The sequence below is a fragment of the Williamsia soli genome (genome assembly GCF_017377795.1).
Classification (GTDB): domain Bacteria; phylum Actinomycetota; class Actinomycetes; order Mycobacteriales; family Mycobacteriaceae; genus Williamsia; species Williamsia soli.
On the sequence record NZ_JAFRDR010000009.1, the window covers coordinates 1 to 20,753 of the forward strand.

The 20,753-nt window shown below is 65.3% G+C and carries 19 protein-coding genes; 11 read left to right on the forward strand and 8 right to left on the reverse strand.

The window, feature by feature from the left end; all coding sequences use genetic code 11:
- The first annotated feature begins 207 nt into the window (after positions 1 to 207).
- Positions 208 to 372 (forward strand): hypothetical protein, encoded by a 165-nt coding sequence (locus J3S28_RS21255; RefSeq protein ID WP_207842754.1) that lies wholly within the window; start codon positions 208 to 210, stop codon positions 370 to 372.
- On the opposite strand, the gene J3S28_RS21260 is transcribed toward J3S28_RS21255, so the two are convergent.
- The 4 genes from J3S28_RS21260 to sucC all read right to left on the reverse strand — a co-directional run bounded on the left by J3S28_RS21260 (position 360) and on the right by sucC (position 3,773).
- A complete protein-coding gene (locus J3S28_RS21260; protein WP_207842755.1) occupies positions 360 to 824 on the reverse strand; it encodes an RDD family protein in 465 nt (154 codons plus the stop codon). The two genes, J3S28_RS21255 and J3S28_RS21260, sit on opposite strands and share 13 nt — an antisense overlap.
- Positions 817 to 1,566, reverse strand: a complete 750-nt coding sequence (locus J3S28_RS21265) for a hypothetical protein (protein WP_207842756.1) — start codon at positions 1,564 to 1,566, stop codon at positions 817 to 819. The genes J3S28_RS21260 and J3S28_RS21265 overlap by 8 nt, the downstream gene beginning before the upstream one ends.
- Positions 1,567 to 1,705: 139 nt before the next feature.
- On the reverse strand, positions 1,706 to 2,596 hold the full coding sequence (gene sucD / locus J3S28_RS21270) for a succinate--CoA ligase subunit alpha (RefSeq protein WP_084894088.1): 891 nt from the start codon (positions 2,594 to 2,596) through the stop codon (positions 1,706 to 1,708).
- 13 nt (positions 2,597 to 2,609) lie between these two features.
- Complete coding sequence (sucC, locus tag J3S28_RS21275; RefSeq protein ID WP_207842757.1) at positions 2,610 to 3,773, reverse strand: ADP-forming succinate--CoA ligase subunit beta; 1,164 nt, start codon at positions 3,771 to 3,773, stop codon at positions 2,610 to 2,612.
- A gap of 378 nt (positions 3,774 to 4,151) precedes the next feature.
- Here sucC and J3S28_RS21280 point away from each other — a divergent pair, with 378 nt between their 5' ends.
- A complete protein-coding gene (locus tag J3S28_RS21280; RefSeq protein WP_237341900.1) occupies positions 4,152 to 5,285 on the forward strand; it encodes a M23 family metallopeptidase in 1,134 nt (377 codons plus the stop codon).
- Positions 5,286 to 5,337: 52 nt separating this feature from the next.
- On the opposite strand, the gene J3S28_RS21285 is transcribed toward J3S28_RS21280, so the two are convergent.
- On the reverse strand, positions 5,338 to 7,884 hold the full coding sequence (locus J3S28_RS21285) for a UvrD-helicase domain-containing protein (RefSeq protein ID WP_207842758.1): 2,547 nt from the start codon (positions 7,882 to 7,884) through the stop codon (positions 5,338 to 5,340).
- Between the two features lie 96 nt (positions 7,885 to 7,980).
- On the opposite strand from J3S28_RS21285, the gene J3S28_RS21290 reads away from it, so the two are divergent.
- Positions 7,981 to 9,516 (forward strand): hypothetical protein, encoded by a 1,536-nt coding sequence (locus tag J3S28_RS21290; protein WP_207842759.1) that lies wholly within the window; start codon positions 7,981 to 7,983, stop codon positions 9,514 to 9,516.
- 1 nt (position 9,517) lies between these two features.
- Here J3S28_RS21290 and J3S28_RS21295 read toward each other — a convergent pair whose 3' ends face one another.
- Entirely contained in the window at positions 9,518 to 11,359 is a 1,842-nt protein-coding gene (locus J3S28_RS21295; protein ID WP_207842760.1) for a hypothetical protein, read from the reverse strand.
- A 48-nt stretch (positions 11,360 to 11,407) separates the two neighbouring features.
- Here J3S28_RS21295 and J3S28_RS21300 point away from each other — a divergent pair, with 48 nt between their 5' ends.
- On the forward strand, positions 11,408 to 11,716 hold the full coding sequence (locus J3S28_RS21300; protein WP_245937759.1) for a chorismate mutase: 309 nt from the start codon (positions 11,408 to 11,410) through the stop codon (positions 11,714 to 11,716).
- Positions 11,717 to 11,741: 25 nt separating this feature from the next.
- Here the strand turns inward: J3S28_RS21300 and J3S28_RS21305 are convergent, their stop codons facing one another.
- Positions 11,742 to 13,226, reverse strand: coding sequence for an MFS transporter (locus J3S28_RS21305; protein ID WP_207842762.1), 1,485 nt, complete (start codon positions 13,224 to 13,226; stop codon positions 11,742 to 11,744).
- Positions 13,227 to 13,317: 91 nt separating this feature from the next.
- Here J3S28_RS21305 and J3S28_RS21310 point away from each other — a divergent pair, with 91 nt between their 5' ends.
- From J3S28_RS21310 to J3S28_RS21335, 6 genes are all read left to right on the forward strand, one after another.
- The gene (locus J3S28_RS21310; RefSeq protein WP_207842763.1) at positions 13,318 to 13,998 is read left to right on the forward strand and encodes a TetR/AcrR family transcriptional regulator; all 681 of its coding nucleotides are present in this window, start codon (positions 13,318 to 13,320) and stop codon (positions 13,996 to 13,998) included.
- Positions 13,999 to 14,098: 100 nt separating this feature from the next.
- A complete protein-coding gene (locus J3S28_RS21315) occupies positions 14,099 to 14,311 on the forward strand; it encodes a hypothetical protein (RefSeq protein ID WP_207842764.1) in 213 nt (70 codons plus the stop codon).
- A gap of 156 nt (positions 14,312 to 14,467) precedes the next feature.
- Positions 14,468 to 15,337 carry an FAD:protein FMN transferase gene (locus J3S28_RS21320; protein WP_207842766.1) on the forward strand — a complete coding sequence of 290 codons (870 nt, stop codon included), beginning with the start codon at positions 14,468 to 14,470 and terminating at the stop codon, positions 15,335 to 15,337.
- A 134-nt stretch (positions 15,338 to 15,471) separates the two neighbouring features.
- Positions 15,472 to 17,154: a glucose-6-phosphate isomerase gene (pgi, locus tag J3S28_RS21325; protein ID WP_237341901.1), complete on the forward strand. Its 1,683-nt coding sequence runs from the start codon at positions 15,472 to 15,474 to the stop codon at positions 17,152 to 17,154.
- On the forward strand, positions 17,151 to 18,470 hold the full coding sequence (locus tag J3S28_RS21330) for a condensation domain-containing protein (protein ID WP_207842768.1): 1,320 nt from the start codon (positions 17,151 to 17,153) through the stop codon (positions 18,468 to 18,470). Before pgi ends, J3S28_RS21330 begins: the two co-directional genes overlap by 4 nt.
- Before the next feature lie 51 nt (positions 18,471 to 18,521).
- Positions 18,522 to 19,478, forward strand: coding sequence for a mechanosensitive ion channel family protein (locus tag J3S28_RS21335; RefSeq protein WP_207842769.1), 957 nt, complete (start codon positions 18,522 to 18,524; stop codon positions 19,476 to 19,478).
- 3 nt (positions 19,479 to 19,481) lie between these two features.
- Here the strand turns inward: J3S28_RS21335 and J3S28_RS21340 are convergent, their stop codons facing one another.
- Entirely contained in the window at positions 19,482 to 20,015 is a 534-nt protein-coding gene (locus J3S28_RS21340) for a hypothetical protein (RefSeq protein WP_207842770.1), read from the reverse strand.
- A gap of 52 nt (positions 20,016 to 20,067) precedes the next feature.
- Between J3S28_RS21340 and J3S28_RS21345 the strand changes: the two genes are divergently transcribed.
- The gene (locus J3S28_RS21345; RefSeq protein ID WP_207842771.1) at positions 20,068 to 20,745 is read left to right on the forward strand and encodes a hypothetical protein; all 678 of its coding nucleotides are present in this window, start codon (positions 20,068 to 20,070) and stop codon (positions 20,743 to 20,745) included.
- Positions 20,746 to 20,753 lie beyond the last annotated feature (8 nt).

The following is a 20,753-nucleotide window of genomic DNA, read 5'->3' on the forward strand; positions in this document are numbered from 1 at the left end:
TCGTAGCCCGAGCTATGAACAATCGACCCCGCAAGGCACTCGACTTCCGCACACCCAACGAGTCGTTCACCGCGTTGCTAACATCGACCCCGTAACTGGTGTTGCGACGTTCACTGGAATCCACCCGTTCATCGTGCCCTACCGACCGTTCACCGTGCCGATCCGACCGTTCACCGTGCCGATCCGGCGATCGACTGGGCCGAAACCTTGGGCGACAGTGCACAACTCGAACCAAGCAGCAAAGCCGGCGCCCAGATCCGCACGGTCGATGGCGTTGTCGGCACGGTCGGCGGCGTTGTCGGCACGGTCGGCGGCGTTGTCGGCACGGTCGACGACATCATCGGCACGGTCGGCGAGAGTTACCAGGCGTAGATGACGCGGCTGCGCAGCACGATGTCCTGCACCGACCGCCGGCGACGATCGACCGCGACCCAAGCGAGCCCGATCGGGAAGAAGGCATAGAAGAGGGCACGCAGCAGACAACGCGACGGGCCGATGCGCTTCCCGTTGCGACTCACCACTTCCAGGCCCATGGCGACCGAACCCACGGTGCGCCCCGACACCGCCCAGCATCCTGCGAGATAGAGGATCGCGGTCGTGTAACCCACCACTCCGGTGAAGAGAATTCCCGGACTCGGCGGTGAGAAGGAGCCCGAGTTGAACAACAACGACAACAGCAGGAGACCGAGGTACATGGCCCCGAGGATCACGGCCACCGTGGCCACGTCGATCGCTGCTGCGGCACCTCGGCTGACGATGCCGGCTGACCGGCTGTCGAGATCGTCGTTGCTGGTGTGCGGCGGCTGCGGGGCCAGGTCACTCATGGGTGTCCACCGGAGTGTGTCCCGGCTCGCGGCGGTGCACGTCGACGACGACCTCGGTGACCGATGTCGCGGAATTCGGCACGCTCGCTGCCGGAATGGTGCCGTTCAGTGCGGGCCTGCCGCGTGGTGGTTGGGCCGGCCGGCCGAGCAGCCGTCCGAACACCCCGGCAACCACATCGTCCGCGCGGGCGCCCTGTGTCCGGACGTCGTCGAGCACACCCGTCGTCAACGTGGTCGTCGATTCCCGGACGATCGCCTGCAGGTCCACACCGTCGATGATCTCGTTGGCCAGCCCGATCAGGTCGACTCGCCCGATGACCGCCTCGATGTCGATCTTCGCCGCGATCGCGTCCAGATCGACTCCGCTGACCGCGCGATTCAAGTCGACGGTCTCGATCACGGCGTCCAGGTCGACCCGGTTCAGGATGGCGTCGATGTCGATCCTCGCCGCGATGGTGTCGAGATCGATCACGGTGGCGATCTGATTGATGTCGACATGGCGTATGACGAGTTCGGTGAGATCGACCTCGACGACAAGCGCCTCGATCACCTCGCGGATGATCACCTTGAGGGCGGCCCGGGTCAGCGCCAGGGTGGTCGCCGCGGCCTGCTCGCCGAATGCGAGCGCTTCGACGGCGGCGCGTTCGACGATCGGTCCGACGACAGGGACGCGGGTGGCGAACGAGTACATCGAACCAGCCCGTCGAACCAGGCTGGACCCCAATGCTCCGCCGGTGACCATGCGCGCGCGTTTCCTTCACTCGCTACCAGTAAGACTCAAAACATTACTCGCCAGACCCTGAACTACACCGGACATGACAAAGGACGCCGGTTCGGATGAACCGGCGCCCTTCGAAAATCAAGACCTGCTGATGAATGCCTTACAGGTTCTTGTAGATCTCGCGCGCGAGATCGGCGGTCTCGGACGGCGTCTTGCCGACCTTCACGCCAGCAGCCTCGAGTGCGTCCTTCTTGGCCTGCGCGGTGCCCGAACTGCCCGAGACGATGGCGCCTGCGTGGCCCATGGTCTTGCCTTCGGGAGCGGTGAAGCCGGCGACGTAGCCGACGACCGGCTTGGTCACGTTGGCCTTGATGTAATCGGCTGCGCGCTCTTCGGCGTCGCCACCGATTTCACCGATCATCACGATGACCTTCGTGTCGGGATCCTGCTCGAACGCCTCGATGGCGTCGATGTGGGTGGTCCCGATGACGGGGTCGCCACCGATGCCGATGGCGGTCGAGAAACCGATGTCGCGGAGCTCGTACATCATCTGGTAGGTCAGGGTGCCCGACTTGGAGACCAGGCCGATGCCGCCGGTGCCGGCGATGTTGGCCGGGGTGATGCCGACCAGCGACTCACCGGGGGTGATGATGCCGGGGCAGTTCGGTCCGATAATCCGGGTCTTCTTGCCCTTGGAGACGTTGTAGGCCCACGCGTATGCGCTGTCCTGCACCGGGATTCCCTCGGTGATGACGACGAGCAGCGGGATCTCGGCGTCGATCGCCTCGATGATGGCGTCCTTGGCGAACTTCGGCGGCACGAAGGCGATCGACACGTCGGCGCCGGTCTCCTTGATGGCCTCGGCAACGGTACCGAACACGGGCAGCTCGACGCCGCCGTCATGGCTGACGGTGGTCCCGGCCTTGCGGGCGTTCACGCCGCCGACGACCTGGGTGCCTGCCTTGAGCATCAGTGCGGTGTGCTTGGTGCCTTCACCGCCGGTGATGCCCTGAACGATGACCTTGGAATCTTTGTTCAGAAAAATCGACATTGATCTGTTGCTCCTACTTGCTCGCCAGTTCGGCGGCCTTGTCGGCGCCACTGTCCATGGTCTCGGCGAGCGTCACCAGAGGATGATTCGCGTCGGCGAGGATCTTGCGGCCTTCTTCGACCTTGTTGCCGTCGAGGCGAACAACGAGTGGCTTGTTGGCGTCGTCGCCGAGCTTCTTCAGTGCGCCGACGATGCCGTTGGCGACAGCGTCACACGCGGTGATGCCACCGAAGACGTTCACGAACACGCTCTTGACCTGCTCGTCGCCCAGGATGACGTCGAGACCGGCGGCCATGACCTCGGCCGAGGCGCCGCCACCGATGTCCAGGAAGTTGGCGGGCTTGACGCCGTTGTGCTTCTCACCGGCGTAGGCGACGACATCGAGCGTCGACATGACGAGTCCGGCACCGTTGCCGATGATGCCGACCTGGCCGTCGAGCTTGACGTAGTTCAGATCATTCTCTTTGGCCTTGAGCTCGAGAGGATCGGTTGCGTCCTTGTCCTCGAACTCGGCGTGGCCGGGCTGACGGAAGTCAGCGTTGGCGTCGAGGGTGACCTTGCCGTCGAGGGCGAGGATCTCATCGTTCGGAGTCCGCACGAGGGGGTTGACCTCAACGAGGAGTGCGTCCTCGTTGATGAAGACCTCCCACAGCTTCTGGATGGTGTTGGCCGCGGCGTCGAGCACCTCGGCGGGCAGCTTGCCGGCTTCGGCGATCTCGCGTGCGAACGCGAGATCGACACCCTTGACGGCGTCGACGGGGATCTTGGCCAGGGCGTCGGGGTTCTCCTCGGCGGTGACCTCGATCTCGACGCCACCCTCCACCGAGCACATGGCCAGGTAAGTGCGGTTGGTGCGGTCGAGCAGGAAGGAGATGTAGTACTCCTCTGCGATGTCACTCGCCTCTGCGACCAGCAGCTTCTTGACGACGTGGCCCTTGATGTCGAGGCCGAGGATCGACTCGGCGTTTGCGACTGCCTCGTCGACGTCCTTGGAGTACTTGACGCCGCCGGCCTTGCCGCGGCCACCGACCTTCACCTGTGCTTTGACCATCACGGGCTTGCCGATTTCTTCGGCGATCTGCCGTGCGCCATCGACGGTGTCGGTAACACGGCCGGCCGAGGTCGGCACCTCATGCTTGGCGAAGAGCTCCTTCGCCTGGTATTCGAAGAGATCCATTCAGCTCACCATCTCGTAGATTTGCCCGCAGTTGGTGTTGCGGGCCGAAGTGACTGTAACGCCGCGAGAAACAGCGCTTATCACTGCTACCGCAGCTTGTGCCACAGATCACTGGCACGGTCCCGTTCACCGGTACCTCACGCACGCGCGCCCACGTTCGGTGAGGTGACCTGCACACCAGCAACGGACAAAGCGTACGCACTGTAGTGATCCACCTCACAACAACGACCCCAATTCTCGCGTCCGGTTGCGCGCGTCGCAATCGTTTCGTTACCGTCGCTGAGTCAGTAAGGTCACGGATCCATCACACAGGATCCGTGCGGACGCACCGACGCACTCGCTGCGGACGTCCGATCGTAGCTAGAAAGGCCCAATCTGTTGTCAGCTCGTGGAACGATCTCCGGTGGCGGCGCGCCAGCGCTCCCCTCGGCCCGAACCCACGACGAGCTGTCGGCAGACATGCGCCACGACGAGATCACCTCGATCATTCCCGTCGAAGACTTCGGTCTCGAGCAGTACGCCGACGGCCCGCTGACCGAATGGCGGAACGAATCTCGCACCACCGGTCGCCGCCGCGCCGACCGTCCCGGCGCCCGCCGCTTCGACCGCGACGCCTACGACCAGCCGCGACCCGCCGAGATCACCCAAGACATCGTCGTCGCCGAGATCGAGTTCGACGAATACGCCCATGAGCATCCTTTCGAGGTCCAGGGCGCCGAGTACGACGACTTCGAACCGGAGTCCGAGGAGTCGCCGTGGGCGCCGCAGAAGCAGCGTGCCCCGCGTCGCGGATCCGGTAAACATCGCATCGCGGCGCCGCCACAGGCCCTGAAGGGTCGCGCCGCACTGCTGGCAGTCGCTGCAGGCGCTGCGGTCGCAGCCGCCACGGGAAGCTTCGCCCAACCGGCCGACGACACCACCCAGTCGGCGGCTCCGACGCCTGTGGCCGTCACCAACGGCGACACCGATGGTCCGGCTGCCGGAATCGCCGGTGCGCCCGCACCGGCCAACATGGACACCTTCACCAGTCAGCTTGCCGAGGGTCAGGAGATCGCCGAGGCAAAGGCTCAGGCAGACGCGGCAGCTCGCATCCCACTTTTCGTCTCGCCGATCGCGCCTGGCGCCTACACCTTCACCTCCACCTACGCGAACCGCTGGGGCGCGTTCCACGGCGGCATCGACATGGCCGCACCCCTGGGGACGCCCATCCACGCCGCCACCGACGGCGAAGTGATCGACGCCGGCCCGGCATCGGGGTATGGCAACTGGGTGCAGATCAGGTCGGACGACGGCACCGTCACCATGTACGGCCACATGGCCTCGAGCGGTGTGCTCGTCACCAAAGGCCAAAAGGTCACCGCAGGCCAGATCATCGCCCTCGTCGGCAGCGAAGGCTTTTCCACCGGACCGCACCTGCACTTCGAGGTCTGGAAGAACGGCACGATGAAGATCGATCCGGCTCCCTGGCTCGCCGCACACGGCATCAGCCTCGCCTCGTACACCGGCAGCTGACGTCACACCCCTCACAAACCCACCCTCGAACGGGTGGGTTTGTTGCTGTCGGCTAGAGCTTCTCGACGGGTAGTCCACCGAGAGACATGAGGGTGATCCGGCCGGCACTGCCGAAGTCGAACATCACCCGCTCGGTCGGTCCGGAACCCTCTTTGCCGACGACCTTGCCCATGCCGTACTTGGGATGGGTGACCCGATCGCCCACCTCTACGTGAATCTGCTTGTTGCGCCCTCGCGTCGGTGATCCGAACGACTCCTGCCGACGTGATCCGCCTCCGAAGGACCGCTGCTCACCGAAACCGCTGCCGCTGAAGCCACGGCCGTTGTCGCCGTAGTCACGACTGCCGTCACTGGATCGACGACCCATGCTGCGCTTTGGTTCAGTGCGCCGCCAATCGATGAGATGTTGCGGAATCTCCTGCAGGAAGCGTGATTCCGGGTTCTGCATCGGCGTGCCCCAGGCCGAACGGACCATCGCCCGGCTCAGGTACAACCGCTTGCGTGCCCGGGTGATCCCGACATACGCGAGACGGCGTTCTTCCGACAGCTCGGCCGGATCGCCGAGCGCACGCATGTGCGGAAATTGCCCGTCCTCCCAACCGGTCACGAAGACCACCGGGAACTCGAGTCCTTTCGCCGTGTGCAACGTCATCAACGTGACGACGCCGTCCTCGTCGTCGGGAACCTGATCCGCGTCGGCCACCAGGGCGACCCGCTCCAAGAACGCCGCGAGAGAACCCGGGTCGGGTTCGCCCTCAGCCGCAGCCAACCCATCATCGTCCAACTGCGTTTCCGGCGGTCGCCCGTTCTGGTCGAGCTCCGCCACCGGCTGCGTCTGGCCTGCGGCCTCCGCGCTGAATTCCCTTGCCACCGAGATGAGTTCGTTGATGTTGTCGAGACGGGCGCCGTCTTGCGGGTCGGACGAACCCTCCAGTTCGTAGCGATATCCGGTGCGCTCGGCGATCGCCTCCACCAGTTCCCCGATGTCGCCTGCCTCGCTACCGGCATCGACCGATGCCACGTCGGCGTCTGACGACCCGGCCGCGCCGAAACTCGACAGGAAATCGTTGCGCAAACCCTCGATGAGTTCGACGAAGCTCGAGATCTGTTTGACCGCACGGGTTCCCAGCAGCGGAACCTTGCCCTCGGCGCCGTCGATCAGCGCCTGGTAGAAGCTCGTCCCGGTGTTCTCCGAATGCACCGCCACGCAGGCCTCGGCCCGGTCGCCGATGCCGCGGCGGGGGGTGTTGAGGATGCGACGCAGACTCACGGTGTCGTCGGGGTTGGCCACCGCCCGCAGATAGGCGACGATGTCGCGGACCTCTTTGCGCTCGTAGAAACGCACCCCACCGACCACCTTGTAAGGGATGCCGAGCCGGATGAACACCTCTTCCAGGGCACGTGAAGCAGTATTGGTGCGATAGAACGCCGCGATCTCCGAGTACTTGAACTCCCCTGTGTCCGAAAGGGAATCGATCTCCCGGGCGATGAACTGCGCCTCGTCGTGCTCATTGTCGGCGACGTACCCGACGATCAGCTCCCCATCGCCACTATCGGTCCACAGCTTCTTCTCCCGACGCCCTGCGTTGCGCGAGATAACCGCGTTGGCGGCCGACAAGATGGTCTGGGTCGACCGGTAATTCTGTTCGAGGAGAATGGTCTCGGTGTCCGGGAAGTCGCGTTCGAACTCCTCGATGTTTCGGATGGTGGCGCCGCGAAACGCGTAGATGGACTGATCAGCGTCGCCGACCACACAGAGTTCGGACGGGCTGACATTCCCGACGCCTCCGGTGCCGACGAGTTCCCGCACCAGGATGTACTGGGCGTGGTTGGTGTCCTGGTACTCGTCGACCAGCACGTGCCGGAACCGGCGCCGGTAGTACTCGGCAACCTCGGGAAATGCCTGGAGCAGTCCAACGGTCTCGCCGATGAGGTCGTCGAAGTCGAAGGCGTTCGCCGAGCGCAGTCGTTGTTGGTACTGCCGGTAGATCTGCGCGATGGTCACCAGCGCGGGTTCGGCCTTCTCCTCCGCGTCCGCGATCGCGGCATCGGGATCGATGAGCTCATTCTTGTAGTTCGAGATCGCGATCGAGACGCCACGCGGACTGAACTTCTTGGGGTCCAGGTCCAGATCGCGCACGATCATCGACAACAGGCGTTTCGAATCGTCGGCGTCGTAGATCGAGAAATTGGAGTTCATCCCGGCCAGCAACGTCGCCTGGGCGCGCAAGATGCGCACGCAGGTGGAGTGGAACGTGCTGACCCACATGCGATGCGCGCGCGGGCCCACGAGATCGGCCACCCGCTCTCGCATCTCCGCCGCGGCCTTGTTGGTGAAGGTGATGGCCAGCACCTGACCGGGGGTGACATCCCGTTCGGCGAGCAGGTGCGCGATCCGGCGGGTGAGCACTGCCGTCTTGCCCGAACCCGCACCTGCCACGATCAGCAGCGGCGACCCCGAGTGCAGGACGGCTGCCCGTTGCTGCGGATTGAGTCCATCGAGGAGTTCGCGAGCGCGACTCGACTCGGACTGCGGAGTGTCCTGCAGGTTTCCAGTGGCCATACCCGGGAGCGCGGGGTGCGGAGCAGTGCTTTTCATCGTATTCCAAAGTTACCCGCTGACCCCGACAGTTCCTCCATCACGGCGCGAATCGGGCCTTCGGTAACATCATCGCCACTGATCTGGGGGCACATGATGAAAAGCAAGGCTCTGCCGGGAGCGCTACTCGGGGCCGCAGTCGTGGCCCTGGTCGCGGTGCTCGTACTGATTTTCCTGCCGCGAAGCGCCGACGGGACCGCGAGCGCGCCTGCCTCCGTCCTGGCCTACAAATCACTCACCGAGGTCGCGACCGCGTTTGCCGATCAGCCGGGCGCGAAATACACCGGTTCGGTCACCGCGGGCGAGATGAAGATCAACCTCACCGACGTCGAGGTGTCGGCCAGCGGCGATCTGCAGGGCCAGATCAAGGTCGGTGGAGAGTCCGCGGAGATCATCGGGGTCAACGGCCTGACGTATGCCAAGGGTTCGGCCAGCTTCTGGAAGAGCCAGCTCGAGAAGCCGAAGATGAACTATGAGGCCGTCGCGAGCGGCTGGGCCAAGCTCGATCCGGCGACCTTCCCGAACCTCGGTTGGTTGCTGGCCCCTCCCAATCTCGCGTTCGCGCTGTCCAACGATGAGGAGGCGGTGGATCTGGAGTCCAAGGGACAGCCTGTCGGACTCGTCGACACTCCCGACGGCCGCTTCCTGCCTGCAGGCCTGCCCGATGTGATCGTCGAAGGCGACAGCACCTTTGTCTCGGGTGGCACCATGCGCGCCACCACCGGACCGGACAAGAACCTCACAACGGTCAACGGTCCGATCACGCAGACGGGCGGCGAGCGTGTCGAGGTGGACATCTCGGTGGAGCCCATCGGCCCCAACGAGATCGGACGGCTGTACGACCGGATCGATGCCCAGGCTCAGACCCTGGCCCACATCCCGGCCCCGTACCTGAGCCCGAACTTCGACGCCAGCGGATTCCGGCTCACGGTGTCACCGTGCTCGCCGCCGGTGTGCGAGTACATCGTCACCTACGTCGCCAGGACGCCCAACGCGACACAGCCCGGGTCCATCACCGTGGTCGGCGACATGACGCTGACCCTCAACGATCGACCGGTCGGCGGAACGTGCACGCGCACCGTCACGGTTCCCCTCAACGGTCAGGGCGAGACGCGCTGCCCGTTCACGGTTCCCAACCAGGACGGCACCCTCAAAGGCGATGTGAGTTACGTGTTCACCGCCTACGTCGATCAGGACCCCACGGTGCTGACCCGCGCCCTTGCCGCCAACGAGCAGATCTCCACTGCCCAGGCGGAGGGCATCTGGACCCCGACCGGTTTCAAGGGCGACCTCGCCGCCAGGGACTACAACCTGCAGGTGACCGGCGCACCGTCGACCTACACCTACGTCGTGAACGACGAGGCCTTCGACGGACGCGCTCCCGACGGCACCCTGCTGATGACCTTCGGCCCCGGCTATTCAGCCAACATCGGCGGCGATGGCGCGCTGGACACCGGTTGGGCGGGCACCGATGCCCTCATCGACACCGCCAGAGCACAGATCAAGGCGGCCCGGTCGACACCGGTGCGCTGGGTCTTCGCCGAACAGGATGCCGCGGATGCGACGGCAAAGACACTCGAGGACAACGGGGTACGAGGTATCGACATCGTGGTGATACCACCGGCCGGGTAGGTCAGGGCGACCGGACCACCTCGCCGATCCGCGCCGCACCCAGGTGCAACGCCAGACCCGGAGTCAACGGCCGCACCTGCAGCGCCGTGCCGGAGCCCCCGAGTTGGACGTAGGTCGAATGCAGGCCGGCCTGCACGGGAACGGTCACCGGTTCACCACCGGCGAGGCCGATCTGCAATTCACCGTCGGTGTTGGCGCAATACGGCAACGCCACCGTCCAGAGCCAGTCGAGGAGTGGCCCGTCCAGATCGATCGACGCCGGACCCGTGATCTCTGGATCGTCGCACGCACCTGCGCCGGCTTCAGTGGTCCGTCGCGGGGTGACCTCCGCGGGAGTCAGGTGCCCGTTGTCGTCGAGGACCTGGAGTTTGTCGGTCCATCGGCCGAACTCGGGCCGATCGTCCAGTCCGGCGAACACCTTGCTCACCTGGTTGTAGGGATAGGCGACCGGCAACAACACCAGCAACGGTAGCGGGTGGTCGAACATCGGGGTGTCCTTCGCCTCCGCGAGCGAGGTCCGGGCGTTCGCCAGGTAGTCGGCGGTGGGGTCGTCGCGCCATTCTGTCGAGAATCGCACCGTCGACACGAGCGAACTCGCGATGAACGCGAACACCGCGGCGATTGCGACCGGCCGCAGCCAACGCTGCGCATCATCGACCCCGTGTGTCCGAGATCGTTTCGGCGCCAGCAGGATCAGAGTGAAGCCGATGGCGATCACCAGCGCGCTGTCGGGCAGGTAGCGGAGGGTCTGGGCGAGTTCGAGCGCGGTGTTCTCGCTGGTGCGACTCCACAGCAGCGGCACCTGCAGCACCGCGACGTAGGCGATCACCGCTCCGATGACCCAGCCGGCCCGCTGTCGCGACCACAGCGCGTAGGCGATGGCACCGACCACCAGCAGCCACCCTGCCGCCATCAGCCACCACGACGGGAAGCCCATCGGAGGGCTCGGGATCCACCGCTCCCAGAACCATGGTCCGCCAACGGTTCCCGGGACCACACCCTTGCTGATCGACCGCCATGCGAGCGCAATGGTCTGGGTGATCGAGTGCTCGCCCGCGGTGGCGGAGGTGAGCGTCGCATAGCCCACCGCCCACACAGCGGTGATCGCGATCAGACCGATCCACAGCCCACGAGCGGCGTTCCACGCCGAATGCACAGCGGCCCGCACTCCGCGGTCATCGGCGAGCAGGCACCACAGGAACGCTGTGGCCGCAGCGACCGGCGCGATCAGCACTGATTTCTCGAAAAACGCCAGCGCCACCACGAAGACCACCAGCGCACGGATGATCACCCGGCGCCGATCCACCTCGCCCCGACACAGCTGCACCACATCCGCCGCCACGATTGCCATGCCGATCTGCAGCGGCAACGTGTTGAGGCCCGCAGCCCACCAGTTGTATGCGGGCACGGTCATCGGGGTGAACAGGTAGAAGGCGAGCGGCATCAAGACCGCGGGCCGACAACGACCGGCGATCACGACGAGCAACCGGAGCACCGCCAGCGACGCGAACAGCTGACCGATCACCAGTGTGATCGCGGGCAGCGCCCAGTTCAGCGGGGCGATCTCCGTGGTGATGCCTGCGAGGAGAAACGCTGCGGGCATGAGATGTCCGTCGTGGTCGTGCATGAGGAAGTCCCACGAGAACATCGACCCCTCCGACGCCCGGCCGATGAGGATGAGGTCGTCCCAATAGAAGTTCCCTCGGGCCACGAGCCAGGAGCGAACGGCGAGCTGGATCACGATCAGGCCCAGCGCCACCGGGACCACCCACCGCGCGGCCGGAGTCACCGCGCCGGCCGTGGGGCCGGTCGGTGACAGAAGTGTCGAAGCGCGCCGATGCATCGGACCACTCTTACCAGTGGCCTCACCTCGCGTGGCACACTTGGGCGCGTGACTGCTGACCAGCCAATCGATCTGTCCGGGCTCAATCTGGGCTCTGACGTGGGCGATATCCCCGAAGACATCGAAGAGTTGCGCTCTGAGATCGACCGTGTCGACGCAATCATCCTCGCTGCCATCAAGCGCCGCACCGCAGTCTCCAAGAAGGTCGGTCAAACCCGCATGGCCACCGGTGGCCCCCGCTTGGTGCACAGCCGTGAGATGAAGGTCCTCGACCGCTTCAGCGAGCTGGGTCAAGAAGGTCACACCCTCGCCATGTTGCTGCTCCGGCTCGGTCGCGGCCCGCTCGGTCGCCAGTAACACCACCAACGTCTGTGCGTCTTCGTCAGCTCTCCGACCGCTGCATCAGCACACCGACGACGACCGCCGCAGCCAAGACCGCGACGGATGCCACCAGCAGAGCGCTCTGCATTCCGCTCGCAAAGGCAACGTCGGCGTGGGCCGCGATCTGACCGCCTGCATGTGAGGCGCCTGCGAATGACTCTCTTGCCTTCTCCACTATCTCAGCAGGGACCCGCGGCAATTCGAGGTTGCTCCGGTATCCCTGAGTGAGAACACTGCCGAGAACCGCGATTCCGAGGGCGCCGCCGACCTCGCGGGACTGATCGTTCATCGCTGACGCCACGCCTTGCTGGGCCTTCGGGAGGGCGCCGGTGATGGCGCTGGTGGCCGGCGTCATGGCCGTACCCATCCCGATGCCGAGCGGGACGAGACCGGCCAGCAACAGCCAGTAGGAACTGTCGACACCGAGCCGCGACAGGACGAACATGCCCACCGCGACCAACACCAGTCCGACGATGCAGACGGGCCGCGAACCGAACTTGTCGGTCAGCTTCGGGGAGAGTCGTGCCGAGGGCATCATGAACGCGGCCATCGGCAGCATCGAGACCGCCGACATCAGCGCCGAATCACCGCGCACCATCTGCAGGTATTGCAGGACAACGAAGATGAAGCCGAAAAAGGCGAAGAATTGCATGAAGATCGACAGGCTGCCCGCGCTCAGGCCGCGATGGGTGAAGATGCGAGGGTTGAGCATCGGGTTCCCGGTGCGCAGTTCGAACAGGATGAACAGCGCCAAGATCACGAGCCCGCCGACGATGCCGGCCAACGTCCGCGCACTGAGCCACCCGGCTTCGGGCGCCTCGATGATCGAGTAGACGACCACCACCAGCCCCGCGACGGACAGCGCCGCGCCGATGAGGTCGAGCTTGGGCGCGGACGCATCGGCAGATTCCGGGACGACTCGCCAGGCGGCCACGATGGCGATGGCGGCCAATGCCACATTCAGACCGAACACCGAACGCCACGAGAAGAACTCCAGCAATGTGCCCGAAGCCAGCAATCCGAGGATTGCGCTGCCGCCGGCGACGCCCGCCCAGACCCCAACCGCCTGCGGGCGTTTGTTGTCCGGAAACGTGCTGGTGATGGTCGACAGCGTGGCAGGCATGACGAGCGCGGCACCCAGTCCCATCAGCCCGCGCAGGCAGATCAACTCCGACGCCGACCCCGCGGTCATCGCCACGGCCGAGGCAACACCGAAGATCGACAATCCGGCCAGCAACGTCTTGCGACGGCCGTAGCGGTCTCCGATCGCCCCGGCCGGCAGCAGCAGCGAGGCGAAGATGAGCGAGTACGCGTCGATGATCCACGACAACTGCGTCTGACTCGCGTGCGTCGAACGCGCGATGTCGGGGAGGGCGACGTTCAGCGACGACATCGCGGCCACCACCGCCGCGAGGGCGAGGCACACCACAATCATCACGGCGCGGGTGTTGATCGGTTTCTGCGTTGTGGGAGACGTGGTCGTCATGGCTGATCCTTCGGAGTGAACCCGACTTGGTTCGGAGTGTCGTTCCAATCATTTAGAACGTCTTTCCAAAGCATGACATACACTAGAGGGCATGAGCAAGAGCGAACCGAAAAAGGCATCCCGCCGCACCAGCAGGCAGCGTGAGGCCGGCGCCGCCACCAGAGCCGAGACCCGGCGACGCATCCTGGCGGCAGCAATCGAAGTGTTTTCCGAAAGCGGTTATGCTGCAGCCACGGTCACAAAGATTGCCGAGCGCGCCGACGTCTCGGTGCAGAGCATCTACTCCTCGTGGGGCAACAAACGAGGTCTGTTACGCGGGATGTTGGAGTCGCAACTGATGGGCGGGCAGCCCGGAGCGGTCAACCCCCACGACATGCCTGCGGCGATCCTCGACGCCTTCGATCCGACGACCGCGACCCCTCGAGAGCTGATCGCACATGCGACCCATCAGTTCCGACTGCTGACCGAGCGAGCCGCGGTGGGGTTCGGGACCTACGCGCAGGCTGCCGCGGTCGACCCCGAGGCCGCCACCGACTGGCAGAACCTGATGGAGATCAGACGTATGTCCATCCGGAATCTGATCGGCAACATCCCCGCCGATCAGCTCCGCCCCGAACTCACCCCGGAATCGGCAGGCGACACCGCGTGGGTGATCGCGAGCCCGCACACCCACGAACAACTGGTCGTCCGGGCCGGATTCACGTACGACGACTTCGAGGACTGGGTCCGCACCACACTGACTGCAGCGCTGCTGCCCGACGTTCCCACCTGACTCGCGGGAACATTTCATCGGCCGCCGATCTCTTATCTCCGAAATGCAGCGAAGAAGCTGCAGGACAGCATCATCCACCTCCGCGAGAAAAGAGACCATCATGGAAACCCAGTACTTCGACACCAATGCAGACGGCATCGTCGACACCATCGTCACCGACACGAATGGCGACGGATACGTCGACGTCACCGAATGGGACACCAACGCCGATGGCTACGCCGACGAGGCCGAGCTCGACACCGACTTCGACGGTTATGTCGACACCTACGCCTCTGATGTCGACTACGACGGGTTCTACGACATCGTCGTCTGACACCGGCCACACACCGGGTCACCTCTCGTCGAGGTGGCCCGGTTTTCGTCGTATTTCACCAGGCTGTTCATCTGCTGCTCACAGCCGCCTACCAGGTTCGACGCTCAAAATGGACATCACCGAGCGATGAACTCACGACGAAGAAGAGGTACGACGATGATCGCCACTGCTGCGCTTTTCGGTCTCGACACCGACATCGCGGTGTCGGTCACCGCACCCGAGCACACGGACCGGGCCACCGCCCATGTCGCCGCGCTCGCAGAACGGCTCGACCGCACCGTGAACCGCGCGCGACCGACCGCAGAACTCTTCGCACTCGACCTCGCCGAGGGGCAGCCGGTGATGGTGTCCTCGCTCCTCGACCAGCTCATCATCGAGGCGCTCTTCTTCGACGACCTCACCGACGGTGCGACGCGGGCGGTGCGACGCTCGGACACACCGGATTACCGCTACCTGCCGGGGGTGACCTTCTCCGCCTCGGCGACCGGCATGACGTCGGCCGTCAGTTCTCCGATACCCGTGTGGCACCGCGTGCAGATCGGTCGCGGAACGGTGACCGTGCCGAGCGAGGTCCGACTCGAACTGCTCGCCACCGCCCGGGCACTGCTGGCCGATCAGGCGAGTGCTCACCTGGCTGAGCAACTGGGCTGCGGGGTGCTGGTCCGGGTCGGTAACCTCGCCGCGACCGCGGGTGCCGTGCCGGCAGGCGGCTGGGATTGTGAAGCCCTCGGGGTGGAGTACCCCCTCGGCGCTGGTCAGGCAATCGCCCGGGTCACAGCAGCGGACTACCGCACTCTGCCGGTGGCACCCGGTGATGCCCGGCCGCAGAGTTTCCTCGAGTGCGTGAGCGTCGTGGCCGAATCAGCTGCCCAGGCGCAGTCGGCCGGACTCAGATCTCACGCCGATCCGGCCGCTGCGGCCCGGTGGCTCGCCGCCCAGGGCGTCACCGCACGTATCGACACCGCCGATTCGGGCGTGGTCCGGGTCGGCCGGGTGCCGGCGACCGGACACGCGCTCGCCGCCTGAGAGCGGAAACACGAAAGTGGCTCGACCGGTTATGTCGCTCGGGTGCAAGTACGACCCCAAGCCTGACTAGGCTGATGCTCAAGGTCACCAAGTGCAGATTTGGCAATCTGCAACCGATGAAGGGGTCTGTCGACATGAGCAGCGGTCCGAGCGAGTCAACCCGGGAGTTCGACCTCACCGGCTCCCACGCCTGGCAGGAACTGTCCGCACACCAACCGCACGTCTACGCGATGCACCTTCGCGAGATCTTCGCGGTCGACCCCAAGCGAGGGGCCGAACTCACAATCGACGTCGGCGATCTCCACATCGACTACTCCAAACACCGGGTTCTGCGCGAGACCATCGAGTTGCTGCTGGGTCTGGCACGCGAGGTCGGCCTGGCCGAGAAACGCGACGCCATGTTCTGGGGCGAGCACATCAACACCTCTGAAGACCGTGCCGTGCTGCACACCGCGCTGCGCCTGCCCCGCGACGCGACGTTGAAGGTCGACGGCCAGGACGTGGTGCACGACGTACACGAAGTCCTCGACGCCATGGGAGCGTTCACCGACAAGCTCCGATCCGGTGAGTGGAAGGGCCACACCGGCAAGTCGATCAAGACCGTCGTCAACATCGGTATCGGCGGTTCCGACCTCGGACCGGTGATGGTCTACCAGGCACTACGGCACTACGCCGACACCGACATCCGCTGTCGCTTCGTCTCCAACGTCGACCCCGCCGACCTCGTCTCCACCCTCGCCGACCTCGACCCCGAGACGACGCTGTTCGTCATCGCCTCGAAGACATTCACCACGCTGGAGACACTGACCAACGCGTCAGCTGCACGCAGGTGGCTCCTCGACAAGTTGGGCGCCGGCGACGACGCCGTCGCCAAACACTTTGTCGCAGTCAGCACCAACGCCGAGAAGGTGTCGGCATTCGGCATCGACACAGCCAACATGTTCGGATTCTGGGACTGGGTCGGCGGACGCTACTCGGTGGATTCCGCGATCGGCCTGTCAGTGATGGCCGCCATCGGCAAGGATGCCTTCGCCGACTTCCTCGACGGATTCAACATCGTCGATCGGCACTTCCGCACCGCGCCGCTGCACCAGAACGCACCGGTGATCCTCGGCCTCATCGGCCTCTGGTACTCGAACTTCTGGGACACCGCGTCCCGCGTGGTACTGCCCTACTCCAACGATCTGTCCCGGTTCGCGGCGTATCTGCAGCAGCTCACCATGGAGTCGAACGGCAAATCTGTTGACACCCACGGCCACCACGTCACCACCGACACCGGTGAGATCTTCTGGGGCGAACCCGGCACCAACGGCCAGCATGCGTTCTACCAGTTGCTGCACCAGGGCACCCGGATGGTTCCCGCCGACTTCATCGGGTTCGCCGAGCCCACCGACGATCTCCCTACCGCCGATGGCACCGGCAGCATGCATGACCTGTTGATGAGCAATTTCTTCGCTCAGACCAAGGTGCTGGCATTCGGCAAGACCGCCGACGAGGTCGCCGCCGAAGGTGTCGACCCACATGTGGTGGCGCACAAGGTGATGCCGGGTAACCGGCCGTCGACCTCGATCCTGGCACCGAAACTGACCCCGTCGGTGGTGGGTCAGTTGATCGCGCTCTACGAGCATCAGGTGTTCGTCGAAGGCGCGGTGTGGGGCATCAACAGCTTCGACCAATGGGGTGTGGAGCTCGGCAAGAAGCAGGCGTCCGAGCTCCTCAAGGTGATCACCGAGGACGAATCGCCCGAGGCGCACGATGACTCGTCCACCGACTCGCTGGTGCGCTGGTACCGGACGCACCGGGGCCGCAGCGCGTGAGTTCTGCCGCCGGAGTCAGCCGCCTGGGTGTCGCGGACGACATCTTCTGGCGGACCCACCATGGAATGGGTATCGGCATTGCCATGCAGGGGCTCTGGCGGTTCGACGCCACGTTGACCGCGGCCGATCTGGAGCAGCCCCACCGCACCCTCGCGGCCGGACCCTTGACCAGGAGAGTGGTCCGGCGTCGGGTCTGGCCCGCCCGCAACCATTTTGCCGGCGGCGCTGCCCTGAATCCCGTGTACGTCGAACCCGAACCGCTGGCCCCGGGGACCATCACTGCGTGGGCTGATGCCCGTGGTGACACCGAGCTGGACATCACTCACGGTCCGGTGTGGGAACTGTCGCTGGCACGCCTGCACACGGGCGGCTCGGTCGTGTCTCTGGTGTGCTCGCATGTGGTGGCCGACGCCGAATCCCTGATCCGCGCCGCGGCGTTGGCCGTGGACGAGGCCGGCGCACCGATGCCGGCCCCAGGACTGCCGACTCTGGGCGACGATGCGCGAGATGCTCTGTCCCAGCTGCGGATCGCCGTCGGCGGTGTTGCCCGCAGTGTTGCGCGGGGAGTGCGCGACCCGGCGCATCGCGCCGAACTGTTCGCTGCCGCCCGCCGGCCCGCGTCACCACGTACGAAACCCCCCGGGTCTCCGGAGTGGCGAGAGCCGACGGCGATCTTCTCGGTCGACGCCGCTACCTGGAACGCCTCGGCGCGGAGCCACGGCGGCACCACGAACACATTGTTCACCGCGCTCATCGGCGAGCTCGTCCTGCAGATCCGTGGATCGGGACCCGTGCAGCTGGCGGTGCCGGTATCGCAGGGCGGTGAGGGGGCGAACACGATCACCGCCGCAGCCATCGATGTTGCGTCGATCGACGAATGCCGCGACCTGCCGCTGTTGCGCAACCGAGCGCGCGCGGCGTTCACAGAAGCGGGAGCGGGCCGAGGGATGGGACCACCGGCCGGCATGCCCGAAGAGGTGCTCGGCGTGATCGGCCATCGCGCCGCGCACGCGCTCGTTCCCGATCCTGGATCGCGAGACGGTCTGGCATCCAACATGGGCGATCTCGATGGATTGCTCACCATGCTCTCCGGACATCGGGGCCGGGCCATCGCGGCACGGTCGGTGCATCCCCATCTGAGCGCCGCCGGAAGCACACAAACCCGGTGCTCGGTCTCCGGATGGGCCGCGACGGCTGGCGGCGATGTGACCATCTGCATCGGTGTGCCGGACCCCACCGTTGCACATGGCGCAGACCTTCGCGAACTGATCAACAAGGTTCTCGGCCATTGGGATCTGACCGCCGAACATTGGTGAACACGACCACCGCGGCTGGACAGACGACAACAAATCCGTACCGTCGGGGCCATGAGTGTTACCGCAGTCGCCTTCGAATGGACTGATACCAACCGTCTTTGGCTCATCGAGAACCCGATCAGAATTGTGATCTACGTCGCTGTCGGACTGATCGCCCGGTATGTCGCTCACCGGGTCATCAACCGGGCGACCAGGCGGCCACCCGCGGGATCGGGCGAGGACGGCAGAAAGCCGGCGTTGCTCCGCCACCTGCGTGACCGCAGCCCCAAGGCATTACGGGATCCGCAGGTGATCGAACGTCGGCAGCAACGTGCCGAGACCATCGGCTCGGTGCTCAAGTCCACCGCATCGATCCTGATCCTCGTCTGGGTCGTACTGACCTGCCTGAGTGTGTTACAGGTCAACATCGCCCCGTTTCTAGCGTCGGCCGGCCTCGTCGGTCTGGCGATCGGTTTCGGTGCACAGAACCTGGTGAAAGACTTCGTCTCCGGCGTGTTCATGTTGCTCGAGGACCAATACGGCGTCGGTGACATCGTTGACCTCGGCGAGGCGGTCGGCGAGGTCGAGACGGTCGGTCTGCGTGTGACCACCGTGCGGGACATCGACGGCACCCTCTGGTACGTCCGCAACGGTGAGATCGTCAGGGTCGGCAACATGAGCCAGGATTACGCGGTGGCCCGGATCGAGGTTCCCGTGGCGCACAACGTGGATCTCGATCGAGCACAACAGGTGGCGCTCGAGGCCGCGCAGAATGCAGTGGCCGACGACGCCGTCGCCAAGGATGCGCTCGGTGCTCCTGAAATGCTGGGTGTACAGGAGATCTCGGCCGACATGGTCACGCTGCGGATCCTCATCAAGACCCGCCCCAACGCGCAGTGGGCTCTGCAGCGTCGCATCCGCAAGCAGATCCTGGAGGCCTACGAGACGAACGGCATTCCGATGCCCTACCCGACGGGACGTGAGATGGGTCCGTCGACGCTGGTCAAAGTCGGTCAGGGCAGCGAATAATTCTCATTCCCAGCGTGATTGGTCGAACAGCTCGTCCGGGATCGGATCCCCCGGCTGGACGTCGAGGGCTTGCAGTCGGCCCATGATCACGGCGGCCAGGGCCACGTGGGTCACCACGTCCCGAGGTTCGGTGACCCGTTCATCGGGTGAGCCGCCGATGAACTCGAGTTCGACTGTCGGCGCGCAGGTCGCCACCTCCAGTCCGGTGTTTCCGGTGTCGGCCAGCCACCTCGCGAACCCGGCCCCGTCGACCGCGTCGGTGATGTCGCCGCGGTCGATGGCCGCCATCAGTTCGGGCAGGGTCGCGAGCTCGCCGCTGTCACCGGTGGAGGGGTCGAAACCGAAGATCTGCTGCGGGTCGACGCCCTCCTCGTCATCGAGGGTGAAGTACAGGATTCCGCGCCAGTCGCCGGCCCAGCAGGTGATGTCGTCGCGGCCGAAGACGTCGGCCAGCAGATCGCTGATCTTCACCTGCAGTTCGCTGCCATAGAGCTGGAAGGCCCCGCGCCCGTACACCTCGTCCTGTTGATTTCCCATGGTGCACACCCTACGTCGCCCCGGACCGGCGTTGACCACATACGATCACCAGATGAGTGTGCGAAACGGCGTGGAATCTGCGCTGGTTGCAGCGGCGCTGTTGACGACCCTGGCCGCGTGTTCGAGCGGTGGCGACGCGGACGAGCCGACATCGACGACCCCCAGCGTGGCGGTGCCGACCTCGGCGAACGTCACCCTCCCGACCGGCCCTCTCGCGTTGACCGAACCCGGCGAGGCGCTGTTGTGGTCGGACACGGCGCTGCTTCCCTCGGACGCCTTTCGGCCCGACCAGCAACTATCGGGCTTCACGGTCACCGGCATCGAACCGGCCGCCGACGGGGATTTGCCCGACTCGTTCACCCACGGCGGCAGCCCATTCTTCATCCATCTCACCGTCACGCAGGCAGTCGACCGGCAGCGCAACGCGCTGTCGGTCGCAGGATTCGCGGGCAGTGCGGACGGTGTGACGCCGGCACTCACCCTCACCCCGCCGGACAATGTCGCGGGCTGCCTGGCCCCTCCGCCACCGGAGACCCTCGCCAAAGGGCAGTCGTACGCCACCTGCCTTGTGGCGCTCGCAGATCCGGACACACAGCTGACCAGGGTCATCTACTGGGCAGACACCGGCGACGACCAGTTCGACTACAAGTCCGCACCGGTCGTCTGGTCGGACGGTTCACCGGCTCCGACGTCGGGTACCCCGTCGGGTTCGGTCTCGCCGACCGGCTGAATCCAGTG